Origin of the sequence: Streptomyces sp. NBC_00859, from assembly GCF_045161865.1 — a bacterium.
Classification (GTDB): domain Bacteria; phylum Actinomycetota; class Actinomycetes; order Streptomycetales; family Streptomycetaceae; genus Streptomyces.
The window spans coordinates 4,497,222-4,519,736 of the sequence record NZ_CP108826.1; the positions used below are offsets into that span (position 1 = coordinate 4,497,222).

A 22,515-nucleotide genomic window follows, 5' to 3' on the forward strand; every position below is an offset into this window, starting at 1 on the left:
CGCTGCCCGGCACGCGACAGCACGGAGGACACCATGGCGACCACGCCCGGCAACGCGAGCAGCGATCTCTCCGGCAAGCCGCCCGTCGTCGACCTGGCCGACTGGCAGGCGGCGCGCGACGAGCTGCTGGTCCGCGAGAAGGCGCACACCCGGCAGGGCGACGCGATCGCCGCGGCTCGGCGGCGACTGCCGATGACCGAGATCGACGGGACGGCCGAGGTCACCGGCGCCGACGGGCCGGTCCCGTTCCTCGACCTGTTCGAGGGGCGCGACGAGCTCGTCGTCTACCAGCACATGTGGTACGACGGAGCGCCCCATCAGGGACAGTGCGAGGGCTGCACCACCACGGCCTGGCACGCGAAGGACGCCGTCTACCTCAACGCCCGGGGAGTCTCGTTCGCCATCCTGACCTCGGGGCCGTGGGACGAGGTGGCTCCCTACGTCGAGTTCATGGGTTACACCCAGCCCTGGTACTCGGTGCGGGGCGTGGAGGCACCGGTCGGCGGGCAGATGGGGCACATCCTCTGTTTCCTGCGGGAGGGTGACCGAGTGTTCCTCACGTACTCCACGACAGGCCGTGGCAACGAACCGGTCAACGGCTCCCTCGGTCTCCTCGACATGACGCCCTACGGCCGCGGCGAGGCGTGGGAGGACAACCCTGAGGGCCGTCCCGTGATCGGCGATGTCCGCGAGGGGCACCCGTCCGAGGGGAACCAGGCCTGCTGGTACTGGCGGACGGACGCGGACGGCGTCGCCACCTGGGGGCCGACCGGCCGGCCGGTGCCGCAGTGGACCCGCCCCGGCGCGACCCCCGTCCAGAGTCTCGGCCGGAACGGCCACCACCACTGAGGGTTTCTGACGGCCTTCCGCAGGCGCAGGCGCAGGCGATGGCCGGGCGGCGTAACCCGGCGCAACGCAGCCGAACTCAGAGGAACATGAGGCGACGCACGGCAGACGATCAGACGATCAGGCGCTCTGCGGTTCGCCGGACGCTGAGCGACGGCCACCGTAGGAAGCTGCCAGTGCGTCGGCCACGGTCGCCGCGTCCGCTTCGGCCACGTCTGCCGGGTACTCCGGCAGCAGGTCGTCCCAGATGGGCATCCACGACCCGTACAACTGGGCCTGCCCTTCGGGCCGGGCGAAGAACCAGACGTGCAGGTGCGCGCCGCCGTCCCCGATCCGGTAGACGTGGGCCCGTGCGATGTGCGGCAGCGCCTGTACATGACGTGCGATGTGAGCTGTCAGCACTCCGAGTTCGGCCGCCAACTCGTCGGGCAGGTCCGCCAGGTCGTAGTGATCGCGCGGATGCAGCATGAGTACCAGCGGCACGCCGACTCCGGTGATCCGGGTCAGCCGCCAGTGGCCATCGCGCCAGATCCCCTCGTCCCGGCTGCGGCACGCGCGGCAGTCCGATGGGTCCTCGCCGTGCCGGGCAGGCTCGGGCAGAACCGGCGGCCGCAGGGGAGCGACCCGTAGTCCGTCCTGCTCGAACGGACTGATGTCCCATCCCGTCATACGGGCCAGCGGGAGCCGGCGTTCACCATCGGAAGCGGCGACAGCGTGGTCGTAGAACTCATCAGGTCGCAAAGCCATGGAGCGGAGACTAGTACGGCGGCGGCAGCGGGCGGCCGTTCGTGATCCATCGGTATTGGGCGGGGCAGCTGTCCTGTCGGCCAGGGGCCCCGCAGCAGCCGCTTGCTGCGGGGCCCGACTGCCGCTACCGCTGCGGCAGTCGGTCGATGATCCAGGAGCCCAGCTCTTCGGTCATGACGGAGTGCGCCTCGTTCCGGGAGGAGAGCTTGAACTCGTCCAGGTCGCTTTCGGCCTGATCCAGGTCGTTCACGGGCGTGTAGAGCTCGCTGTGGTCGGAGATGTTCCGGATACCCACGGCGCTGACCGCCGGCACGAAGCAGTGCTCGCGGATGAGGGCCTCCGAGGCCATACCGGCGTACCCGGGCAGAGCGTTGAGTGCGTCGGCGAGGATGCCGAAGCCCTCCAGGGTGCCGCCGGGGGCGCCGTCGATGTCGGGGAGGCCCGAGGTGCGGATCTGGGGTTTCTTCAGGGTCACGACCCGCAGCTGGGCGACGAGTTGGTCGCTGCCGGTGGACTGGGAGTACAGCTCGGTTCCGGTGATGGCCAGCCCCTTGCCCCGGAACGCTTTCGCGCCGGGCTGGATGCCGTTGCCCTCGCCGGTGCCCACGCCGTTGGCGACGCCGATCTTCCGGGGCCGCACCGGCCAGCGGCCGACGCTGTCCAGTGCGCGCAGGAACTCGTCCCTGAGCGGGCTCTGGGCAGGGGTGTCTTCCCACGTGTCGATGTGCAGGCTGAGGAGCTGCTGGGCGGCCGGGCTGTTCATCTGGTCCGAGAAGCGGCTGTCCAGCTTCCTGATGTAGTGCGCGAACGCCTGGAGCGCGACGGGGATCCAGGCGCCCCGGTGGGGGCTGTCGTAGGAGAAGTAGAGCTCGGTCTGGTGGTCGACGTGGTCATTCTCCAGCTTGGCAAGTGCGTAGCGGGTGACCAGCCCGCCCATGCTGACGCCGCCCACCGTCAGGGGGGTGTTGCCCTGTCGCTCCGCGACCGCTCGCAAGATGGCCTCGGTAGCCGTCCTGGCGTTGTCCAGGATGGAGGCACTGCGCTCGTCGAAACCGAGAAGTACGACGTCGTGGCCCCTGCGGCGAAGTTCACTGAGGAACGCGTAGGCGCCGTTATCGAAGTGGTTCCACAGCGGGTCGCGTTCGCTGGGGCCGGAGTTGAAGCCGTCGGCGAGGATGAACGGGCGGGTCAGGGCCTGGTTGCCGTTGCCGTAGTACACCCAGGCGGTGCCGCCGCGCAGCTCCCATGTGTCATCGGGCGCGGGCGCGGCCTGCGCCACCTGCTCCCTGGGGCCCGGCGCGAGCAGGATCGGTGCCGCGCTCGTCAGGGCTTCGGCGAGCTGCTGCTCGGTCGGTGCTTTCTGGTCGGCCATGGAGAGGTCTCCTCACGAAGGGCGATGACTTTCGGTGTCATCGTCGTGACGTGAGGTAGCCGCAAGGGTGGAAATGTCATATTCCGAACTGGTGTCGGGCGGCTTCCGGACAGTGCGCGGGCGGACGCCTCTGTCCGGAATGCGTACGGCAGTGACCGGTGGGCGCCGGAGCTGCGGCCCGCCCCATGCGTGGCCGCACGGCGCGAACCGGACAATCCTGCGGCCGCGCGGCCGGGCGAATTCTGTCGCGAAGGGGACCATGGCCGCGCGGTCTCCGGTCAGGCCGTACTCGGCGCTTCCTCGGGGGCCGGTGACGGCGTTCCGGTGGCCGCGGGGGGCGCCGTCGGGGTCAGGCCCTCGGCCGCCGCTTCCTCCGCTTCGACGTTGAACTCCGCGAGCATCGCCCTGCTGAAGCCGAAGAAGTACGTCGCCGCGAAGCCCGCGACATAGCCCGCCAGCAGGCCGCCCGCGTAGATCGCGATCGACGTGGTCAGTGTGTGGTCGCCCTTGAGCAGCGGGAACAGGGCCCAGCCCGACGGGCCGATCGCCGTCGAGCCGACCGTCGTGCCCAGCTGGTTGAAGAGGCCGACGAATCCGCCGCCGAACGCCCCGCCGACGCACGCGGTGATGAAGGGGCGGCCCAGCGGGAGCGAGACTCCGTAGATCAGCGGCTCGCCCACACCCAGGAAGCCCGCCGGGAGCGCCGACTTGATGGTCTTGCGGATCGACTTGTTCTTCGGGAGGCGGAGATAGACCGCGACGGCCGAACCGACCTGGCCCGCGCCCGCCATGGCCAGGATGGGGAGCAGCACGGTGTAGCCCTGCTGCTGGATCAGCGTGGTGTGGATGGGGATCAGCGCCTGGTGCAGGCCCAGCATCACCAGCGGGAGGAACAGACCGCCGAGGACGAAGCCCGCGCCCGCGCCGCCGTGCGCCAGCAGCCAGGTGGCGAAGGTGCCGATGGCGCTGGACACCTCACCGGCCACGTACATCAGCCCGAAGAGCGTGACCAGGCCGGAGACCAGCACCGTGATGGTAGGGGTGAGGAGTACGTCCAGGGATTCGGGCATCCATCGCCTGCACCACTTCTCGACGTACACCGCGAGCGCCGCGGCGCCCAGCGCGCCGAGGACACCGCCCTGGCCGGGGGAGAGTTTCTCGCCGAAGGCGGTCACGTTCGTCACGCCCGCGTAGACGATGATCGCGGCGACCGCGCCGCCCAGGATGGGTGTCCCGCCGAACTCCTTCGCCGTGTTGTAACCGACGAACACCGCGATCAGCGCCATGAAGCCGGACGCGACGGCGGCCAGCGCCGGGGTGATGCCCGGCAGCCAGCCCGCGTTGACCAGCAGACCGTTGATGCCCGCGATGATGCCGCAGCCGATGAGGGCGGGGATCAGCGGCACGAAGATGTTCGCGATCCGCCGCAGGAAGAGTTTGAACGGGGTCGCGTTCTTCGCCTTCCGTGACGCCCTGATGGCCGCACCCTGCGCGGCCAGCTCCTCGGCTGTCGCCGGGCCGGCCGACGGGCTGCCCGCGGCGGCGGGGCCCGCCGCCCCCTCCGGGGTCCGGCCCTCCGCCACCAGGGCCTCGAACTCGGGCGTCACACGGGCGACCGCACCGGGGCCGAGCACGATCTGGTACGTGTCGTCGTCGACCACACCCATGACGGCGGGCAGCGCCTTCAGGGCCTCTTCCTGTACGAGCGAACGGTCCGCGAGGCCGAGCCGCAGGCGGGTCATGCAGTGGACCGCCGATGTGACGTTCTGCGCGCCGCCCACGAGGGGCAGGATCGCGGCAGCCGTGGCGCGGTTCTTGTTCCCATGGGCCCCGTGGGCTCCAGGAACGGCGGGGCCGCCTGAAGCGCCGGGGCTTCCCGGAGTGTCTGGGGTGTCCGGGCTGTCCGGGGTGTTCGGAAGAGTGCTCATGGCGCGTGGTGCCTCTGGTTCAAGTGGCGCTCAGGTGGAGCGGGGGTTCCAGAGTCAACTGGTGCGGGCCCTGGACTGCAGCGCGGCGCGCAGATGTCCCCCGGTCTCATCCAGAAGATGCGTCGCGGTGGAGGCATCCACGGCGCCCAGGATGATGAGGATGGCCGTCTTCACCTCGCCCTCGGCCGCGGTCAGCGCGGCCTCGATCTCGGCGTCGTCGGCGCCCGTCGCGAGGGCGACGATGCGGCGAGAGCGGGCGCGGAGCTTCTCGTTCGACGCCCGGACGTCGACCATGAGGTTCCCGTACGTCTTGCCGAGCCGGATCATGGTGATCGTCGAGAGCATGTTGAGGACGAGCTTCTGCGCCGTGCCTGCCTTGAGCCGGGTGGATCCGGTCAGCAGCTCGGGCCCGACGACGACCTCGATGCCGTGCTCGGCGGCGTCGCCCAGCGCACTCCGGGCGTTGCAGGAGAGGCCGATGGTGAGTGCGCCGAGAGCGCGGGCGTGCTCGACGGCTCCGATCGCGTACGGGGTGCGGCCCGATGCGGAGATGCCGACGACGGTGTCGTCCGCGGTGAGGTGCAGCGCGTCCAGGTCGGCTGCCGCCAGCTCCTTGGAGTCCTCGGCACCCTCGACGGCCTTGATCATCGCGGACGGGCCGCCCGCGATGAGGCCCAGCACCTCGGACGGGTCGGTGTTGAAGGTCGGCGGGCACTCGCTGGCATCCAGCACGCCCATCCGGCCGGCCGTCCCGGCACCCGCGTAGACGAGCCGTCCACCGCGCGCCATCCGTTCCGCTGTGGCGTCGATGGCGGCGGCGATCTGCGGGAGCTGTGCGGCGACGGCGGCCGGAACGGTGGCGTCCTCACCGTTCATCAGCCGGGCGATCTCCTTGGTGGGCAGCTGGTCGATCTCGGCGAGCTCCGGCCGGAACGCCTCGGTGGTGAGGGTGGCCAGCTGGGCGCGCAGCGCCCCGTAGTTGTTGGAGGCGGTGGAGGTCATGGTGTGCGGCTCTTTCCGGTTCAGCGCTTCTGCGGTCGTGCGGTGCGATGGCGCGGCTTGTGCGGCTCTTGCGGTGCGGTGGTCCTGCGGTGCGGCGACTGTGCGGGTCTGACGGCTGTTCGGGGTACGGCGACCGTGCGGGTGTGACGGCTGTACGCGGTGCTGCGACTGCGCGGGTGCGGGGCTCCGCGGTGTGACGGTCCTGCGGCGCTGTGGGTTCACGGTGCGGCGGGTTCAGCGGTTGGTGGCGCCGCGCGGGGTGTGGCGGTGCGCGAGGGCCTCGTACGAAGCGGAGAGCGCCGGGGCCGCCCGGTCGTACGTCCGCTGCATGACGCCGATGAACAGGCAGTCCACGACCAGGAGCTGGCTGGTACGGGAGGACATCGCGGCGGGCCGCAGTTCGCTCTCGCGGGCTGTGGACGTGGTGAGTATGTGGTCGGCGTACTGCGAGACCCGGCCGTCCGGGCGGCCGGTGATCGCGATCGTCGTCGCCCCGTGCTCGAAGGCGGTGTGCAGCGGCTCTATGACGTCACCGGTCGCGCCGGAGTGGGTGATCGCGATGGCCACGTCACCGGAGCGCAGCTGCACGGCGTTGGTGACGGCGAGGTGCGGGTCGCTGTGTGCGTGCGCTATCAGGCCGATGCGCAGCAGCTTCTGCGCGAGGTCCTGGCCGACGAGCGAGGAGGCGCCGACACCGTAGATGTCGATGCGGCGGGCGGTCGAGAGCGCGGAGACAGCGGCGCCGAGCTGGACGGTGTCCAGGGCGGCGGCGGTGTCGGCGAGAGTCTGCTGCTCGTCGTAGGCGAGCTTGGTGACGACGTCGGCGATCGGGTCGTCGACGGCGATGTCCGCGGTCACCGATGGAGCCCGGCCGGACTGCTGCTGGGCGGCCAGCCCGGCGAGCGCGAGGCGCAGATCCCGGTAGCCGGGGTAGCCGAGTATGCGGGCCGTGCGGACCACGGTGGCTTCGCTGGTGCCGGTGAGTTCGGCGAGGCCGGTGACCGTGAGGGCCGCGCAGCCTGCCGGATCGCCTGCGACGGCCTCGGCGACCAGCTGCATCGAGCGGGTCATGGAGGGGGCCAGGGTGCGGACCTTGGCCGCCAGGGCGGCGGGAGCGGGAGGGGCGGAGGCGCTGGTGAAAATTTCCTTCACATTGTTGGTCACCTTTGAAAGATATTTTCGGTCCCGGGGGGCGTCAACCCCTCAGGCGGTCGCTTCCCCCGGCAACCGGGGACAATGGGTCCATGGACCCCGTGACACCCCTCGAACAGTCCCTGCACGAAGCGCGGGCACTGGTGCTCGCCGATCTCGCCGCGCGCGATGTGGCCGAGGCCGACGTCGTCTCGCTGGTGGAGGACGCGGTGACGCATCGACGCTGGTGGGTGGAGCAGTGGCCGCAGGGCGCCGAGTTCGTCGCCGGGCTGGTGGCCCAGGACGTGCAGGACGCGCTCCTCGAGCGGTACGGCCGCTGGCCGCTCTGCCCCGTGTGCGCGGATCCGCACGCTCTGGAGGTCGAGCCCGAACTGGGCCCCGACCCGCACTGGGTGTGCGCCAAGGAGGCCGTGATCGTGGCCCCGGTGGGCTCGCTCTCGTGACGCTGTACATCGACCCGCCGACCTGGCCCGGCCACGGCAGGATGTGGTCGCACCTGGTCAGCGACGTCTCGTACGAGGAGCTGCACGCGTTCGCCGCGGCGCTCGGCTGCCCGGCGCGGGCCTTCGAACGGGACCACTACGACCTGCCTTCGCACCGGTACGCGGACGCGGTGGCGGCGGGAGCGGTCGAGATCGGCTCGAAGGAGCTGGTGCGCAGGCTCACGGGGGCGGGGCTGCGGCGGCCGAAGGGACGCCCGGCGTAGGGGGGCGGCCGCCGGGGCGGTCGCGCAGGGTGTTCGTGGCGCCGGGCGGATCAGCGCCGGGTGCCGGGCCGGTCGCCGGGCAGGTCAGAGCGGGAAGGCGCCCGTGTCCAGGATGCCGCCGAAGGGATCCGGCAGCTTCACCTGCTCCCCGAACGGGATGCGTTCGCTGTGCTTGTACGCACCATTCAGCGGACCGCTGAAGAGCGTCGTCGTCGGACCGTGCTCATCGAAGCGGTCGATCAGGAGGTAGGCGGGCACCGGTGCGTGCGCGTAGGCCCAGAGCTTCTTGGTCCGGTCGTCCTTGGCGTTGCCCTTCGACGTGATCTCGACGACGAGGAGGGCTTCGGCGGCGTCCACCGGGTCGCTGGTGTCGGGGTCGGCCGCGGCGATGAGCGCGGCCGGCATGACGACCAGGTCGGGCACGTACAGCTTGTCCAGCCGGGCGATGTGGATGCCCAGGGTCTGGTAGATCTCCAGCTCCTCGGACAGGTTTCGATACAGCGACCGCTGTACCTTGGCCGCGATTCCGTTGTGATGTGCGTGTGGTGGCGGTACCACGAGGATCTGCCCTCCGTCGATCTCGGCGCGCCACCCCTCGGGCACGTCCAGCTCCCGCCAGGCCCGCAGCAGGTCGTCCCACGGACGACGGTGCGGCATCCGGTCGTTCTCGGCCATCGCGGCGGTCATCGCGACTCCCTTCTTCGGTGGCCCGACGGGGGCGAGCGTAGATCGACAGCGGTAATGGATCGCACCGCTTCGCTCAGCGTCCCACGGACGAGTGAACGACGCAGCAACCCCGGCCCCGCCAGGTCAGACGGTCTCCGTCGCGGCCGCTTCCGGGACGAGGTCCGACGAGCGGGCCACCACCCGCGACTGCGACTTCTGGAGCCGCAGGGAGAGCGACACCGCGATGATCGCCACCACCGCCATGGCCGCGCCCGCCCACGCCGTCGCCGCGTACCCGAGGCCCCCGCTGATGACCGCGCCGCCCAGCCAGGGGCCGCCCGCGTTGCCCAGGTTGAAGGACGCCGTGGTGGTCGCGCCCGCCAGCGTGGGGGCCGCGCCCGCCACGTTGAACATCCGGGCGTTCAGCGCGGGAGCCGTGTAGAAGGCCGAAGTCCCCAGCAGGAAGGAGAGGATCACGACCGCGACCGAGTGGTGGGCCAGCAGCGCCAGGGCCACCAGGAAGGCTGTCGACGCGGCTATGCCGGTCAGCAGGACACCGAAGAGGTGCGCGTCCGCGACCCGGCCGCCCACCGTCGTACCGACCAGGGCGCCCACGCCGAAGAGCGCCAGCACCGTCGGGACCCAGCTGTCCGCCAGGCCCGCCACGTCCGTGAGCAGCGGCGCCAGATAGCTGAACGCGCAGAAGACCCCGCCGGCGGCGAGCGCCGTGATGACGATGGACAGCCATACCTGGCGGTCGCGGTAGATGCTCAGCTCGTTGCGGAGCCGGGGCCGTACGGCGGGCAGCGGAATCCGGGGGATCAGGGTGGCGACACCGACTAGGGCGATCGCGGAGGCCGCGCCGACCGCCCAGAACGCCGACCGCCAGCCCAGGTTCTCGCCGAGGAAGGCACCCGCGGGGACGCCGAGGACGTTGGCGATCGACAGCCCGCCGATCATTACCGCCATGGCACGGGCACGGGCGTTCACCGGAACCATCGCGATGGCGACCGCGGCGCCGACGGCCCAGAAGCCCGCGCAGGCGAAGGCACTGATGACGCGCGAGGCGAAGAGCAGCGCGTAGTTCGGGGCGAGCGCGCCCGCGACCTGGCCGAGGCCGAAGACGGTGATGAGGGCGATGAGGGTGGTGCGCCGGGGCAGCCGCAGGGTGGCGACGGCGAGCAGTGGTGCACCGACCACCATGCCGATCGCGAAGGCCGAGATCAGCAGACCTGCCCGCGGGATGGACACATGCATGTCGTCGGCCATGTCGGGCAGCAGCCCGGACAGCATGAACTCGCTGGTACCCAGCGCGAAGACCGCGAGCCCCAGTATTCGGACGGCGAGCGGCATACGGGCGGATTCGGTGGAGGCGGGCATGCCAGGTGCCAACGATGCCGTGGCACCTGACATTCCCGAACCGGCCGGGCCGCGCAGCCGGGCCGTTGAGGCTGTGCGGGCGGGGCCGTCCGGGGGCGAGGTGGCCGGATGATGTGGCCAGGTGGTGCAGGTCCCGTGTGCCCGGGTGGTGCGGGCGGGTGGTCCATGGTCACGCTGTGCATGTCGCGGGGGAGTTGGGGGAGGAGAAAGACATGACGGTGAGCACAGATGCCCAGGAGGCGGACGGCGGGCCGGCGAACGGCTCGTACGTCATGGACACCCGGTGTGGCCAGGTCGGAGAGGTCATCGGGCACGACGGTGTGTTCGTGCGGTTGAGGCCGCCCGCGGGAGGTCCCGAATGGGACAGCCCCGTCGGCGTCCTCCGGTCGGTCACCGCGCGTGAGCAACTGGTGGCACGCAATGCATTGGCCAACGCCCGTAGCCGGGGCGACGTCTGCCGGTGAATGCGGCTCCGACGGGCATGGCTGCGTGACCGGCCGGCTGAGTGGCTGCCGACCGCGTGACCGGCCGACTGAGTGGCGGCCGACCGTGTGGCTGCCCGGCCGTGTGACGGGCCCAGCACCCTGACCCGATGACGCCGGTCCGTCCCCACCGGTCCGTCCCCACCGGGCGACCCCACCAGCCCACCCCCACCGGGCCATTCCCACCGGTCCGGTCAGAGCGTCAGCAGCTCCAGCTCCGTGGCCAGGTTCTGGCGGGCCCGCGACTCCCACTCTGCCTGCCCATGGGCGGTGCGGAACAGCCTTGGCAGCCCGAGCAGTTCGCGCAGAACCGCCGAGCGTCCTTCACGGAACGCCTGGTCAGGAACGAACGCGTACTCCTCCCGTACCGCCGCCGCGTACCGCGCGTAATCGGCCGGAACAGCGGCCAGGATCGCCAGGTCGGCGTCGCACAGCACCTCACCGTCCGTGTCACCGGGGCGCGGATCGTGGCCGACGGTCAGCCGCACCAGCCGGGCCACCTCCGCCGTACGGGCCTGCCCCACGCCCGCCTCGGGGAGCGCCCATTCGGCCAGCTGGGCGCTGCGTTCCTCGTTCTCCGAACGGTCCGGCCGGTACACCGCGTCGTGGAACCAGGCCGCGAGCCGCACGGCCGCCGGGTCGGCCGCGTGTCCGGCGAGGGTGTCGATGTGATCCAGTACGGCGGTGAGATGGGCCGTCGTGTGGTAGCGGCGGTGGGGCTCGGCCCAGCGTGTGAGCAGGTTCTCGGCGTACGGGGCCGGGTCGGGCGCGGTGGCGCCGTCGCGCGCGGCGGTGAGGGCCTGGTGCCAGCGGGTGGCGAGGCCGGGGGGCACGTCCTGAGGCACGTCCTGGGGCATGGGGGCCATTGTGCCGGTGCGGGCAGCTGCCCGGTGGAGCCGGATACGGGGCTGCGGATGCGCGAGTCCTGGCCGTAGGGTGTCCACTGGACTAGACCTGTAGCCCTCGAAGATGGGGAATTGATGAGCAACCGTGCAGTTCTGGAGGTGATCGCGCTCTCCGTGGAGGACGCGGTTGCCGCCCAGGCCGGTGGTGCCGACCGCCTTGAGCTGGTCACCGACATGGCGGCCGACGGCCTTACACCGTCCCGTGAGACGTTCGCGGCGATCCGCGCCGCCGTCGACATCCCGCTGCGCGTGATGCTCCGGCTCACCGACGGATTCGCCGCCGGTGACATCGACGCACTCGTGGCGGCGGCACGGAGTCTGCGGGCCGAGGGCGCGGACCAGTTCGTGCTCGGCTTCCTGGACGCCGACGGCAACCCGGACCTGGTGGCGGTCGAGCGGATCGTCGCCGAGATCGAGGGCTGCCCGTGGACGTTCCACCGGGCGATCGACCGCGCGGCCGACCGCGACGCCCTCCGCAAGGAGCTCGCCGACCTGCCGGGGCTCGACACCTACCTCACGGCGGGCTCGGCGTCCGGGGTCTCCGACGGCATGCCGACCCTGCTCGCGGAGGCGGCGCGCGGCGGTGAGCCGGGGTACGAGGCGCAGATCCTGGTCGGCGGCGGGCTGCGGCTCGAACACCTGCCGCGGCTGCGGGGCGCGGGCGTCGGCGCCGTACACATCGGCGGCGCGGCCAGGCCGGGCGGATGGTCACTGCCGGTCGACGCGGGCGCCGTGCGCGCGTGGCGCGCGGCGCTGGACGGCTGAGCCGCCCCCAGGGGGCAGCCCCGGGCCCCGCTCCTCGGCCGCCCCCGCTCTCCACCGCCTTGCTCCCCGGTCTGCGGCGTTCTCCGTCTTCCGGGCCCCTCAGCCTCCGGAGGGGCCGGCGAGCTGCTCGGGCAGCGGCAGCGCGTGCGTGACGATCAGGCCGGACACGGCCCTGGTGAGGGCAACGTACAGGCGGCGCAGGCCGGTTCGTTCGTCGGGCTCGCCCGCCACCACCGCCGCCGGCTCGTCCAGGACCACGTAGTCGTACTCCAGACCCTTGGCCAGCGACGCGGGCACCAGCGTCAGACGGGAGTCGGCGCTGGTCTCCTGGCCGGGGGCCAGGTGAGCCAGGCCCGCCGCCGTCAGCGCCGCCGACAGGGCGGGGATGCGGGCGTCGGCCGCGATCAGGCCCGTCGAGCCCTCGTGCCGCAGGGAGTCCCTGCAGGCGGTGACGGCGGCGGCGTCCGTCCCGTCGAGGTCCCGCACCGCCCGTACCTCCAGCGAGCCGGGGTTCTCGCGGACGGACGAGACGGGCGCCAGGCCCGGCGACATGTGCGGCAGCAGCCGGGACGCGTACGCGATGACCTCGCGCGGTACGCGGAAACCGGCCGTCAGCTCCTCCACGTGCGCGTCGCCCTTGCCCAGATGCCGCAGCGCCTCGTCCCAGCCCGACGTCGCCCAGGGCGTGGTGCCCTGGGCCAGGTCGCCGAGGATCGTCGCCGATCCGGTCGTGCAGCGGCGGCCCACCGCGCGGTACTGCATCGGCGAGAGGTCCTGCGCCTCGTCGAGCACGACATGGCCGAGCGAGTGTGTCCGGGCGACCAGGTCGCCCGCCTCGTCGATCAGTACGGCGTCGGCCAGGGACCACTTGGCGGACTTCACCGACCGGGCTGGCTTCTCCCGCAGGATCGTCCGCTGCTCGTCCCCGGTCAGGATCCCCTCCGCGTGCTCGGCGAGGAACTCCGCGTCCCCGAGCAGCCGCAGCACCAGCTTCGCCGGATCGACCTGCGGCCAGGCCGCCTTGACCACGGCCTTCACCGCGGGGTTGCGGGCCACCGCGTCCTGTACCCGGTCGTCGGGGGCCTCGCCCGCCTGCTCCATGCGGACCAGTACGGCGTGCGCGATGCGCTGGGGGAGGGCGTCGTGGGCGGCGCCGTAGCGGATGTCCCGGGCCAGCAGTTCGGCGACGATCTCCTCGATCTCGTACGCGGGGATCCGCCAGCGTCGTGAGCCGCGCACGACCATCGCGGGCTCGGTCGGCATGGTCACGTGTGAGCGCAGTGCGCGGCGCAGCACCTCCGCCATCCGGGCGTCGCCCTTGATGACCGCGGCCTCGGCGGTGTCGGTGCCCTTGATCTCGACGCCCGAGACCAGATCGTCGACCGTGGCCTGCTTGACCTCCAACTCGCCCAGCGCGGGCAGGACTTGCTCGATGTAGTGCAGGAACGACTTGTTCGGCCCGATGACCAGGGTGCCGGTGCGGGCCAGCCGCTCGCGGTGCGCGTACAGGAGGTAGGCGACCCGGTGCAGTCCGACGGCGGTCTTCCCGGTGCCGGGGCCGCCCTGGACACACACCGTGCCGCCGAGGTCCGACCGCACGATCTCGTCCTGCTCGGGCTGGATGGTCGCCACGATGTCCCGCATCGGTCCGACACGGGGCCGCTCGATCTCGGCCTGGAGCAGCTTGCTGGTGGTCTGCTGATCGGACGCGACGGGCGAGGTCAGGTGCTCGTCCTCGTACGCGGTGAGCTCGCCGCCCGTGTAGCCGAAGCGGCGCCGGAGTCCGATGTCCATCGGGTTCTTGGTGGACGCGCGGTAGAACGCCTGCGAGACGGGGGCGCGCCAGTCGATGACCATCGGGTCGCCGTCGGCGTCGTGCACATGGCGGCGTCCGATGTAGAACCGCTCGCCGCCCCCGCCCTCGGCGAGGTCGGCGCCCGGGGCGTGCAGATAGTCGAGCCGGCCGAAGAAGAGCGGAGTGTGCGACAGGTCGGCGAGCGCCTTGATGCGGTCGGCGATCTGCGCTTCCAGGACGGCGGCGTTGACCCAGTTCGCCGTGACGTCGCTGATATTGAGCCCCTGGACGTCCTCGCGCATGGCGCGCAGCGCCGCGCGGGACCCGGCGAGGTGGGCGCGTTCGCGCGCCAGGGGGTCGGCCGGGTCGCCGGGTGCGTGAGGCGTGTCCTGGGTGTCGGGAATGTCCTGCGGGACGTGCGTGGGCACGGTGTGGCCTCCGGGCGGGTACGGCTGATCACGACGTGGCAGCCGCCGGTTTCCGTCCGGGCGGCGGCGCTCCCTGGGGGAGGCGGGGGGAGGCGAGATTGTAGTCGGGGGGTGGGGGCGGGGGCCAATGGGTTTTCCCGGCCTGCCCCGTCGCGCGGGACCTGGTTGATTCAGATATGGCCGTGTATGCCCGCGTATAGGGCTTCAGTGCCGCGCCAGTGCCAGCATGCTCAGTCCGAACGGCAGGACGCTCAGGGGGAGACCGCTTGGAGGAAGATGGTCAGGGTCTGCGCGGCGATGGCCGCCTGCAGAATCGAGAAGCGGTGCTGTGCCGGCGCCTGGGTCGTCATCCCAGGTTCCCCTCGGATCGCTTGCGAGGGAGAGCTGGTCACACTCCACGACGACCTGGTGGTCGGCAGTGTCGTGGAGATCACCGGAGACTACTGGCGGGTTGGCGATGTCACATACAGGAAGCACCTCGTTCTTGAGCGGGAGACGAACCGTGCGTAGGCCGGCGGTCCTCGGCGCTGCCGGCGCCACGGTCGTCATAGCTGGTGTTCTGCTTACGGGATGCGGTGCCGATGGGGGGAACGGTGACAAGCACCCTGCTGTGTCCTCGGCGTCGCCGTCCGCGTCGTCCTCCCAGGATCTGCGGGACGCGGCTCCCATCTGTGACGGCGCCGCCGACCCGGACGCCCTGGAAGTCCTGTTCGGCGGCGGGGCCCAACTCCCGGGTGGCGGAGGCATTCAATACGTCTCGTCGCACTCCGACGGCGCGTCGCGTTCGGCGACCTTGCGTGAAGGGGCGAAGTACGCCGACGGTCAACGGAAGAGGCTGACCCGGCCGGGCGACACGGTGGACCTGGCCGGTCATGCGTACACGGTGGAGCAGGTGTGTACGTACCGGGTCCTGCTGAAACCGGTGAAATCCGGGGACGGCTCGGGGAAATCGGCAAGTGGCGCGCCCGCGGGGAAGTTCCCCTTCGAGAACGACCACAGCTGGACCATCCGTGAGCACACGCCGTACAGCGCGAAGTACCGGGGCCGGACCTGCTCCGTGTCGGCGAAGACATATGCGCAGCCTTCGCCGTACGGGCAGATCACGGTGGTCGCTGACGGCGGGCTGGTCGTCGCGGACTACGACCGGCTCGTGGCGGGAGACATGGTGGAGATCACCGGAAAACTCTGGCGGGTGAGCGCGGTGGATCCAGGAGCTCGCATCTCTCTGGAGCGGAAGGACTGACGGGCCGGACGCACCCACTCGTCGCGGCAGAGCCGAGGGCTGCCAACCGGTCGGTTGCCGGCCCTCACTCGGCCTCGCACTGTTCAGCCCGGCATGCGGGGGCCGGCGGTCAGACGGTGCCGAGCCCGCCGTCTTTGACGCCGGTCACGAACGAGGCGAACGCACCGGCGGGGATGTCCAGCACCGGGCCGCTCGGGTTCTTGGAGTCGCGGACGGGGACGATGCCGCGTGAGGCGACGAGGTTGGTCGCGGCCTCCACGCAGTTGCCGCCGTTGTAGCCGTAGGAGGACTTGAACCAGCGGGGGGACTCGTCGGTCGTCATGGGGCGCCCTTCCGGGCCTCGTTGATCATGGCCACGGATGCCGCCTGCGACAGCGATTCGGCCTGTAGCTGATGGTAGGTCGTCAGCATGGGCATCACAGATGCACTCTCCCGGTCCAGGTGTCCCTGAGACTGGGACTCGGCGTAGCAGATCACAGACCGATCCGGCAGCGTCAAGAGATTGACGGGCAGGTCGATCGCGCGGCGTTCACCTATCTCGAATGGTGCCACCTGCAGCACTGTGTTCGGCATCTCGGCGAACTCGACCAGACGTGCCAACTGGGCTGCCATGACGGCCGCTCCGCATGTCGACTTCGACGACATCGGAATCGACGAGCCGTGCTCGCGCTGCGAGGGCTGCAACCGCCCCGCCCACAGGATCTCCCTGGGCTCCATGTCCGTGGCGGAAGCAGCCCAGTTCGCCGACCGGATCAACCGTCGGCTCGACGGACTCGCCGGGGATCCCGTACCGAGGCAGCACCTCCGCGATCCCGCCGTCACACCACGCAGAACTCGTTGCCCTCCGGGTCGGCCATCACCATGTGGTCCGGTCGGCCCTGGAGCGTCTCCTCGCTCAGTACCGTCGCCCCGGCGCCGGTCAGCCGCTCGACGGCGGCCAGCACCCGCGGCCACCGCACCTCCCACGGGGTCTCACGGCCGCCACCCGCCTGCACGTCCAGGTGCAGGCGGTTCTTCGCCACCTTGCCCTCAGGCACCTTGATGAAGGACAGCCCGGGGGCGGTCCCCTCCGGATCGGAGAGGTAGGCGCCGTCGTTCCACTCGTCCTCGGGGACGCCGTGGTGCATGAGCCACTCCGGCCAGTTCGCGAACCCCTCGGGCGCGGGCCGCTCGCCGTATCCGAGCGCCTCGGCCCAGAACCGCGCCAGCAACGCCGGGTCGGCGCAGTCGACGGTCAGACTCCACCGGGTCGCCATCTGGACCTCACTCTCCTCGCATCCGTGCCGCGACCGCGCTGCCGCGTGCACTCCGGGCCCGTCTCCCGTAGGGGTTCCTATGGGCCTTGAGTCGTACGCGTCCGCCTCGCGCGGTCCGACCACAGCCTGACGCGTTACGACCGCGCCCGAACCATCATGGGGATCATGACGACAGCAACCGCCACCGCGGCGCCCCGCCCCGCAGCCGGCTCCTCGGCCAACGCCGTCCGCAGCACCCTCCGCGCGCTCAGCGCCTTCGCATCGGCCGCCTTCAGCGTCATGATCCTCGGCGAGCACGGCCGCCGCTGACCCGCGGCCGACTCGCCACTGACAACCCTGACCCGCCGTCAGCCCCCTGCGAGGAGGCCGTGCTCACCGCGCCCCGGTCAGTGAGCCGTCCCGTCGCCCGTGTCCTTCGGGTCGGTGGGGTCGGTGGGAGCGGTCGAGTCCGTGGGGTCCGTCAGGTCCGTCACATCGGCCGGGCCCGCCAGCAGTTCGTCCGCGTCCACGATCCGGTACGCGTACCCCTGCTCGGCCAGGAACCGCTGCCGGTGCGCCGCGAAGTCCTGGTCGATCGTGTCCCGTGCCACCACCGAGTAGAACCGCGCCTCGTGCCCGTCCGCCTTCGGACGCAGCACGCGGCCCAGCCGCTGGGCCTCCTCCTGGCGTGAGCCGAACGTCCCGGAGACCTGGATGGCGACCGTCGCCTCCGGGAGGTCGATCGAGAAGTTCGCGACCTTCGAGACGACGAGCACACTGATCTCGCCCTCACGGAACGCCCCGAAGAGCTTCTCGCGCTGCGCGTTCGTGGTCTCGCCCTTGATGACCGGCGCGTCCAGATGCTCGCCCAGCTCGTCGAGCTGATCGATGTACTGCCCGATGACCAGCGTCTGTTCGCCCTGGTGCTTACGGACCAGCGCCTCCGTGACCTTCCGCTTGGTCGCCGTCGTCGCGCAGTAGCGGTACTTCTCCTCCGCCTCCGCCGTGGCGTACGCGAGCCGTTCGGTGTCCGTCAGGTTGACCCGGACCTCCACGCAGTCGGCGGGCGCGATGTAGCCCTGCGCCTCGATCTCCTTCCACGGCGCGTCGAACCGCTTGGGCCCGATCAGCGAGAAGACGTCCGACTCGCGGCCGTCCTCCCGTACGAGCGTCGCGGTGAGCCCGAGCCGCCGCCGGGCCTGAAGGTCGGCGGTGAACTTGAAGACCGGCGCGGGCAGCAGATGCACTTCGTCGTAGATCACCAGGCCCCAGTCGCGCGAGTCGAACAGCTCCAGGTGCGGATAGACGCCCTTCCTGCGGGTCGTCAGCACCTGGTATGTGGCGATGGTGACCGGGCGGATCTCCTTCTTGGTGCCGCTGTACTCGCCGATCTCCTCCTCCGTGAGGGAGGTGCGTTTGATCAGCTCGTGCTTCCACTGGCGGGCCGAGACGGTGTTGGTGACCAGGATCAGCGTCGTCGCCTTCGCCTCGGCCATCGCACCGGCGCCGACCAGCGTCTTCCCCGCACCGCAGGGCAGGACGACCACACCGGAGCCGCCGTGCCAGAAGTTCTCCACGGCCTGCTTCTGGTACGGCCGCAGAGACCAGCTCTCCTGGTCCAGATCGATCTGGTGGGCCTCGCCGTCCACGTACCCCGCGAGGTCCTCGGCGGGCCAGCCCAGCTTCAGCAGCGTCTGCTTGATCTGGCCCCGCTCGGACGGGTGCACGGCGACCGTGTCGGGGTCGAGGCGGGCGCCCACCAGCGGGGCGACCTTCTTCGACCGGAGGATCTCCTCCAGGACCGGGCGGTCGGTCGAGGTGAGGACCAGGCCGTGCACGGGGTGCTTGGAGAGCGTGAGACGCCCGTAGCGGGCCATGGTCTCCGCGACGTCCACCAGCAGCGCGTGCGGCACGGGATAACGCGAGAACTCGACCAGCGCGTCGACGACCTGCTCGGCGTCGTGGCCCGCGGCGCGGGCGTTCCACAGGCCGAGCGGGGTCAGCCGGTAGGTGTGGATGTGCTCGGGCGCGCGCTCCAGCTCCGCGAACGGGGCGATGGCACGACGGCAGGCGTCGGCCTGATCGTGGTCCACCTCCAGCAGGAGTGTCTTATCGCTCTGGACGATGAGAGGTCCATTCACGCCATGAGTCCCTTCGCGCCGTGAGGCCTTTCCGTACGGCCAAACCACCAGTGTCGCGCATCCCGGCGGGGGTACACGCTGCGTCATGGACTCCGAACCGCGACTGCAGCGCCGTACGTGGGCCTCGACGCTGATGCGCACCCTCGTTCTACTGATCGGTTTCGTCTGCATGGTGGGCTTCGCCGTCGCCCTGGCCAAGGTGACGCTCGTGCCCTCCGCGTCGTCGGTCGACCTCACGCACACCAACCTCAAACCGGGCGATTCGATCCGGACGTACCTCGACCAACCCGCCTTCCGCGACACGGTCAAGCAGATCGGCGGCAACCTGCTGCTCGGTGTGCCGTTCGGGGTGCTGCTGCCCGTCCTCATCCCCAAGGCGCGCGGGCTGCTGCGGGTGGTTTTCGTGACCGCGGTGGTGATGCTCCTCGTCGAGACCGCGCAGGGGCTGCTGATCACCGGGCGCGCCTTCGACATCGATGACGTGATCCTCAACACGGCGGGCGCGCTGATCGGCTATCTGCTGCTGGGACAGCGGCTCGGGCGGGCGCTGCACCCGCGGCGTACGCACTGGTGGCAGCGGGCCTCCCGGAAGCCGCAGGCGGGCTCCGCAGCGCCCGGCACGTCCGGGCCTGTCGCTGCTGACACCGGCGCCTCCGGCACCTCGCGCAGGCCCGCGCTGCCGACCGCGCTGCGGCGCAAGTCCGCCCCGGCGGGGAAGAAGACCTCCCCGACCCGCAGGGCCTCCGCGACCGGCAAGGCACCCGCGACCGGCAAGGCACCCGCGGCCGGGAAAACCCCTGCGAAGAAGCCGGCCGGGAAGGCTCCCCGCTGGTGGTCCGCCGTCAGGACGGGTCGTCGGTCAGCTCCGCAACGCCCGTGATGCGGTGCAGCGGATACGTGCGGACGTCGTCGGCGGTGTGGTCGTACGCCGTGACGAACCCGCCCTCGACCCGGACCGGCGCGATCACCCGCTTGCTGGCCGCGCCGTCCGCGTTGACGTAGCCGATCCAGAGCGCGGCGCCCGTCATGGCCGCCGCCTGCACCGTCGCGAGTGTCTCGGCCGACGGGGTGCGCGGCAGGTCGCCGTACTCGGGCACCGGCGTGTGGACCACGGTGGCCGCCGTGTCGCCGGCCCTGATCGCCCGCAGTGCGGCGCCGAGCAGGACGTCGTCGGGGACCGGCGGCCCCTCGGGGACCGGGGTGGGGGCGGTGCGCGGCGGGGTGCGGTAGGCGTTGGCGCGGGTGATCATGACGTCTCCCTCGGCGGATTCCGCGGCCGGCGCGAACCCCATCGAGCGCAGCCCTTCCAGCAGCCCCGCCGGGTCCGCCATGGAGGCCAGCACCGTGGGCGCGAGGCGGCGCAGCCGCAGCGACTGGGACCGGGTGTCGGCCAGGATCTCGCTGAGGACCGCGTCGTCGTCGCAGCGCACGTACGAGGAGGCGGCGCCGACCCGCAGGTGGCCGTGTTTCCGCGCGACGTCGTCGATCAGATACGTGAGCGGCTGCGGCACCGGCGTCCGGCTGTGTGCCGCGAGGAAGGCGTGCAGGTCGGTCGCTGTCTGTCCGGCGTCGAGTGCCCTGCGCACGGAGCCCGCGGTGAAGCGGTAGACGGTGGCGCCGCCCTTGGACTCGATGTCGGCGGCGACGCCCAGCAGTGCGGCGAGCGGGCGCTCCAGCGGGCCGGGGGCGACGGCCGTGAGGTCGGCCTGGAGCAGGACGTGGTCGAGGGGTTCGGGGATCAGCGGGGTGATCGCGTCGGCGGCGCGGGCACGCGCCGCGGCGAGTTCCGCGGCGGTCGGGACGGGGCGGGCGCCGGGGCCGGGACCGGTGTCGCCCAGGAGCGCCCGGCCGGCCGTGGAGAGGGCGCCGCGGCCGGTGACGCCGAGCAGCTCCGTCTCGTTCAGCGTCCAGTGGGCGATGCGTGAGCGCAGATCGCCGATCGCGGTCGCGCCGTGCGGGGTGTGGCGGGCGGTCGGGATGTCCGCGGCGGTGCCCGCGCTCCGGCCGGAAGCGGCGCCGCGCACCGGGCGTTCCCAGCGCAGCCGGGCCAGCAGGGATTCCGGTTCGGGCGCGGTGCCTTCCGGGAGGGTGGCCATCAGGGCGAGAATCCTGCGGCGCACGTCGGGCGCGGCGGCGCGGTCCAGGTCCGGCCCCAGCGTGGACAGCGCGCGGCCCTTGGGGTCGAGGCCGCCGATGAGGCCCGACGTACGGGTGGCGGTGAGCCAGGCCGTGACGAGGGCGGCCCAGCGGTGCTGGGCGGGCGATTCGAGCCACATGTCGTACGCGGGGGTCGCGGCGAACCGCTCGTCGGCCTCGCCGTCGGCCGCCAGCAGCCCTGCCGCGTAGGCGAGTTCGATCCAGAAGGAGGCCAGTTGCTCGGTCGTGTCCAGTGCCGCGGCGGTCCGCTTCAGGTCGCGGACGCTGAGGCCGCCGGAGCGCAGGACGGCGGGGCCGCCCTCGTTCCAGTCCTTGAACAGGTCCTCGATGGTGGAGAGCGCGGTGAATGCCTGTCCGGCCGCTGCCGCGTCCACAGCCTGTGGACCGTATTCGCGGGCGGGCGCCACGGCGGGCGGCTGCGGTTCAGCGTTGCGGTGCGCGCGCCCGGAGCGCAGATGCAGCGCGGCCTCCCTGGGCAGTACGACCGTGCGTGCGCTCGCGGGCAGCAGCAGTCCGTGGTCGCGCAGCCAGCGCACCGGCCTGGTCGGGTCGGCGGCCACCTCGCCGTACGGCGGGCCCCAGACGAGCCTGCTCAGCACGTTCAGGGACTCGGTCGGCGCCTCGTCGAGCAGCGCCGACATCCGCGTCCTGTCGGTGAACAGCGAGGTCAGCGCGGCGACCGCGGACACCGAGTCATGGGTGCCTGCCAGCCCGACCGCGGTGACGATCTCCTGCACGCGGCCCGGGGACATCCCGACCGTCGCCTCCGCCACGGTCGGCCCGAGACCGGTCGGTGAGGGGTGCGTGGGGGAGGGGGCGAGGAGTTCGCGGGCGGTGCGGACGAGCCGCAGCCGGTCGTCCGCACCCCAGATCAGGGCCTGCTCGCGGAGCCGCTCGACCGCGCCGGGCAGTGCGGCCGCGACCGCGGAGTCGCACTCGTCACCCGCCATCAGGGCCAGCAGCGCCGCGTACGGGGCGGGATCGGGGGCGACCGCGAGCGCCTCCGCGGTCTGGAGGGTGAACCGGTCGAGGTGTTCCAGCGCCCGGACGACGGATGCACGGGTGCCGGCGCGCGTGGCGAGCTGGCTGAGATCGCTCGGCACCGGAGTGAGCAGATCGGGCCGTGCCCGCAGCAGCCCGGTCAGGGATGCGTCGTCGCGGATGCGCAGGGCCTCCGCGAGGGTGCGCGGTGGCGTGCTGCGTGTTCGTTCCGGCACGTGCGCCTCCCATAGTGCTGACGGGTCCCCATCCGGCCCACGTTACTGAGATTTGCGGGGAGATGACGCACCGCCCCACTTCGGACCCGATGACTTCGCTCAGTACGGGCGGACATGCCGCCGGGCGGGACACGGGGAACGGCGGCGTGTGAGAGGCGCCGAAGAGGACCGGACAAGGGCTCCGGGAGGACCGGCGGACCGGCCGCGAGCGGCCGGGGGAAATCGGTGGGAGCGCGGGGCGGTAGCCGGGCGATCACCGGGAAAGCGCCGGGGACGGGCGTGGAGGGCGGACGGTGCGCGGTGAGAGCGCTACGGTCGGTGCAGAGCGGCGTGAAGGGGTGCGACTCC

The 22,515-nt window shown here is 71.6% G+C and carries 21 protein-coding genes and 1 pseudogene; 8 read left to right on the plus strand and 14 right to left on the minus strand.

What is annotated here, in order from left to right:
- Positions 1 to 33: 33 nt before the first annotated feature.
- Entirely contained in the window at positions 34 to 849 is an 816-nt protein-coding gene (locus OG584_RS19515) for a DUF899 family protein (RefSeq protein WP_405779511.1), read from the plus strand.
- A gap of 117 nt (positions 850 to 966) precedes the next feature.
- Here OG584_RS19515 and OG584_RS19520 read toward each other — a convergent pair whose 3' ends face one another.
- From OG584_RS19520 to OG584_RS19540, 5 genes are all read right to left on the minus strand, one after another.
- The gene (locus OG584_RS19520; protein ID WP_405779512.1) at positions 967 to 1,593 is read right to left on the minus strand and encodes a hypothetical protein; all 627 of its coding nucleotides are present in this window, start codon (positions 1,591 to 1,593) and stop codon (positions 967 to 969) included.
- 124 nt (positions 1,594 to 1,717) lie between these two features.
- On the minus strand, positions 1,718 to 2,965 hold the full coding sequence (locus tag OG584_RS19525; protein ID WP_405779514.1) for an esterase/lipase family protein: 1,248 nt from the start codon (positions 2,963 to 2,965) through the stop codon (positions 1,718 to 1,720).
- Between the two features lie 278 nt (positions 2,966 to 3,243).
- On the minus strand, positions 3,244 to 4,893 hold the full coding sequence (locus OG584_RS19530; protein WP_405779516.1) for a PTS transporter subunit EIIC: 1,650 nt from the start codon (positions 4,891 to 4,893) through the stop codon (positions 3,244 to 3,246).
- 54 nt (positions 4,894 to 4,947) lie between these two features.
- Entirely contained in the window at positions 4,948 to 5,895 is a 948-nt protein-coding gene (gene murQ / locus OG584_RS19535) for an N-acetylmuramic acid 6-phosphate etherase (protein WP_405779518.1), read from the minus strand.
- A 234-nt stretch (positions 5,896 to 6,129) separates the two neighbouring features.
- Entirely contained in the window at positions 6,130 to 7,059 is a 930-nt protein-coding gene (locus OG584_RS19540; RefSeq protein WP_405779520.1) for a MurR/RpiR family transcriptional regulator, read from the minus strand.
- Positions 7,060 to 7,139: 80 nt separating this feature from the next.
- On the opposite strand from OG584_RS19540, the gene OG584_RS19545 reads away from it, so the two are divergent.
- Together OG584_RS19545 and OG584_RS19550 are read left to right on the plus strand one after the other, a co-directional pair.
- Positions 7,140 to 7,490: a hypothetical protein gene (locus OG584_RS19545; protein ID WP_328318174.1), complete on the plus strand. Its 351-nt coding sequence runs from the start codon at positions 7,140 to 7,142 to the stop codon at positions 7,488 to 7,490.
- Positions 7,487 to 7,753 (plus strand): DUF4031 domain-containing protein, encoded by a 267-nt coding sequence (locus tag OG584_RS19550; RefSeq protein WP_405779522.1) that lies wholly within the window; start codon positions 7,487 to 7,489, stop codon positions 7,751 to 7,753. The genes OG584_RS19545 and OG584_RS19550 overlap by 4 nt, the downstream gene beginning before the upstream one ends.
- 84 nt (positions 7,754 to 7,837) lie before the next feature.
- Here the strand turns inward: OG584_RS19550 and OG584_RS19555 are convergent, their stop codons facing one another.
- Together OG584_RS19555 and OG584_RS19560 are read right to left on the minus strand one after the other, a co-directional pair.
- Positions 7,838 to 8,440, minus strand: a complete 603-nt coding sequence (locus OG584_RS19555) for a Uma2 family endonuclease (RefSeq protein ID WP_405779523.1) — start codon at positions 8,438 to 8,440, stop codon at positions 7,838 to 7,840.
- Between the two features lie 123 nt (positions 8,441 to 8,563).
- Positions 8,564 to 9,772 (minus strand): Cmx/CmrA family chloramphenicol efflux MFS transporter, encoded by a 1,209-nt coding sequence (locus OG584_RS19560; protein WP_405784159.1) that lies wholly within the window; start codon positions 9,770 to 9,772, stop codon positions 8,564 to 8,566.
- 239 nt (positions 9,773 to 10,011) lie between these two features.
- On the opposite strand from OG584_RS19560, the gene OG584_RS19565 reads away from it, so the two are divergent.
- Entirely contained in the window at positions 10,012 to 10,263 is a 252-nt protein-coding gene (locus tag OG584_RS19565; protein ID WP_405779524.1) for a hypothetical protein, read from the plus strand.
- 212 nt (positions 10,264 to 10,475) lie between these two features.
- On the opposite strand, the gene OG584_RS19570 is transcribed toward OG584_RS19565, so the two are convergent.
- Positions 10,476 to 11,138, minus strand: coding sequence for a hypothetical protein (locus OG584_RS19570; protein ID WP_405779526.1), 663 nt, complete (start codon positions 11,136 to 11,138; stop codon positions 10,476 to 10,478).
- 123 nt (positions 11,139 to 11,261) lie between these two features.
- On the opposite strand from OG584_RS19570, the gene OG584_RS19575 reads away from it, so the two are divergent.
- Positions 11,262 to 11,951, plus strand: a complete 690-nt coding sequence (locus OG584_RS19575) for a copper homeostasis protein CutC (protein ID WP_405779528.1) — start codon at positions 11,262 to 11,264, stop codon at positions 11,949 to 11,951.
- Between the two features lie 99 nt (positions 11,952 to 12,050).
- Here the strand turns inward: OG584_RS19575 and OG584_RS19580 are convergent, their stop codons facing one another.
- A complete protein-coding gene (locus OG584_RS19580) occupies positions 12,051 to 14,150 on the minus strand; it encodes a HelD family protein (protein ID WP_405784161.1) in 2,100 nt (699 codons plus the stop codon).
- A gap of 634 nt (positions 14,151 to 14,784) precedes the next feature.
- On the opposite strand from OG584_RS19580, the gene OG584_RS19585 reads away from it, so the two are divergent.
- The gene (locus OG584_RS19585) at positions 14,785 to 15,417 is read left to right on the plus strand and encodes a hypothetical protein (RefSeq protein WP_405779530.1); all 633 of its coding nucleotides are present in this window, start codon (positions 14,785 to 14,787) and stop codon (positions 15,415 to 15,417) included.
- A 109-nt stretch (positions 15,418 to 15,526) separates the two neighbouring features.
- On the opposite strand, the gene OG584_RS19590 is transcribed toward OG584_RS19585, so the two are convergent.
- The 3 genes and pseudogenes from OG584_RS19590 to OG584_RS19600 all read right to left on the minus strand — a co-directional run bounded on the left by OG584_RS19590 (position 15,527) and on the right by OG584_RS19600 (position 16,673).
- Positions 15,527 to 15,739 (minus strand): DUF397 domain-containing protein, encoded by a 213-nt coding sequence (locus OG584_RS19590; protein ID WP_405779532.1) that lies wholly within the window; start codon positions 15,737 to 15,739, stop codon positions 15,527 to 15,529.
- A pseudogene (locus tag OG584_RS19595) lies at positions 15,736 to 16,041 on the minus strand (Scr1 family TA system antitoxin-like transcriptional regulator); the annotation flags it as partial. The gene OG584_RS19590 and the pseudogene OG584_RS19595, both read right to left, overlap by 4 nt.
- A 194-nt stretch (positions 16,042 to 16,235) precedes the next feature.
- On the minus strand, positions 16,236 to 16,673 hold the full coding sequence (locus OG584_RS19600) for a VOC family protein (protein WP_405779534.1): 438 nt from the start codon (positions 16,671 to 16,673) through the stop codon (positions 16,236 to 16,238).
- A gap of 165 nt (positions 16,674 to 16,838) precedes the next feature.
- Between OG584_RS19600 and OG584_RS19605 the strand changes: the two genes are divergently transcribed.
- Positions 16,839 to 16,982 (plus strand): hypothetical protein, encoded by a 144-nt coding sequence (locus OG584_RS19605; RefSeq protein WP_405779536.1) that lies wholly within the window; start codon positions 16,839 to 16,841, stop codon positions 16,980 to 16,982.
- Positions 16,983 to 17,059: 77 nt separating this feature from the next.
- Here the strand turns inward: OG584_RS19605 and OG584_RS19610 are convergent, their stop codons facing one another.
- On the minus strand, positions 17,060 to 18,793 hold the full coding sequence (locus OG584_RS19610) for a DNA repair helicase XPB (RefSeq protein ID WP_405779537.1): 1,734 nt from the start codon (positions 18,791 to 18,793) through the stop codon (positions 17,060 to 17,062).
- Between the two features lie 85 nt (positions 18,794 to 18,878).
- Here OG584_RS19610 and OG584_RS19615 point away from each other — a divergent pair, with 85 nt between their 5' ends.
- Positions 18,879 to 19,673, plus strand: coding sequence for a VanZ family protein (locus tag OG584_RS19615; protein WP_405779539.1), 795 nt, complete (start codon positions 18,879 to 18,881; stop codon positions 19,671 to 19,673).
- On the opposite strand, the gene OG584_RS19620 is transcribed toward OG584_RS19615, so the two are convergent.
- Positions 19,636 to 22,167: a helicase-associated domain-containing protein gene (locus OG584_RS19620; protein ID WP_405779540.1), complete on the minus strand. Its 2,532-nt coding sequence runs from the start codon at positions 22,165 to 22,167 to the stop codon at positions 19,636 to 19,638. The two genes, OG584_RS19615 and OG584_RS19620, sit on opposite strands and share 38 nt — an antisense overlap.
- Positions 22,168 to 22,515: the final 348 nt, after the last annotated feature.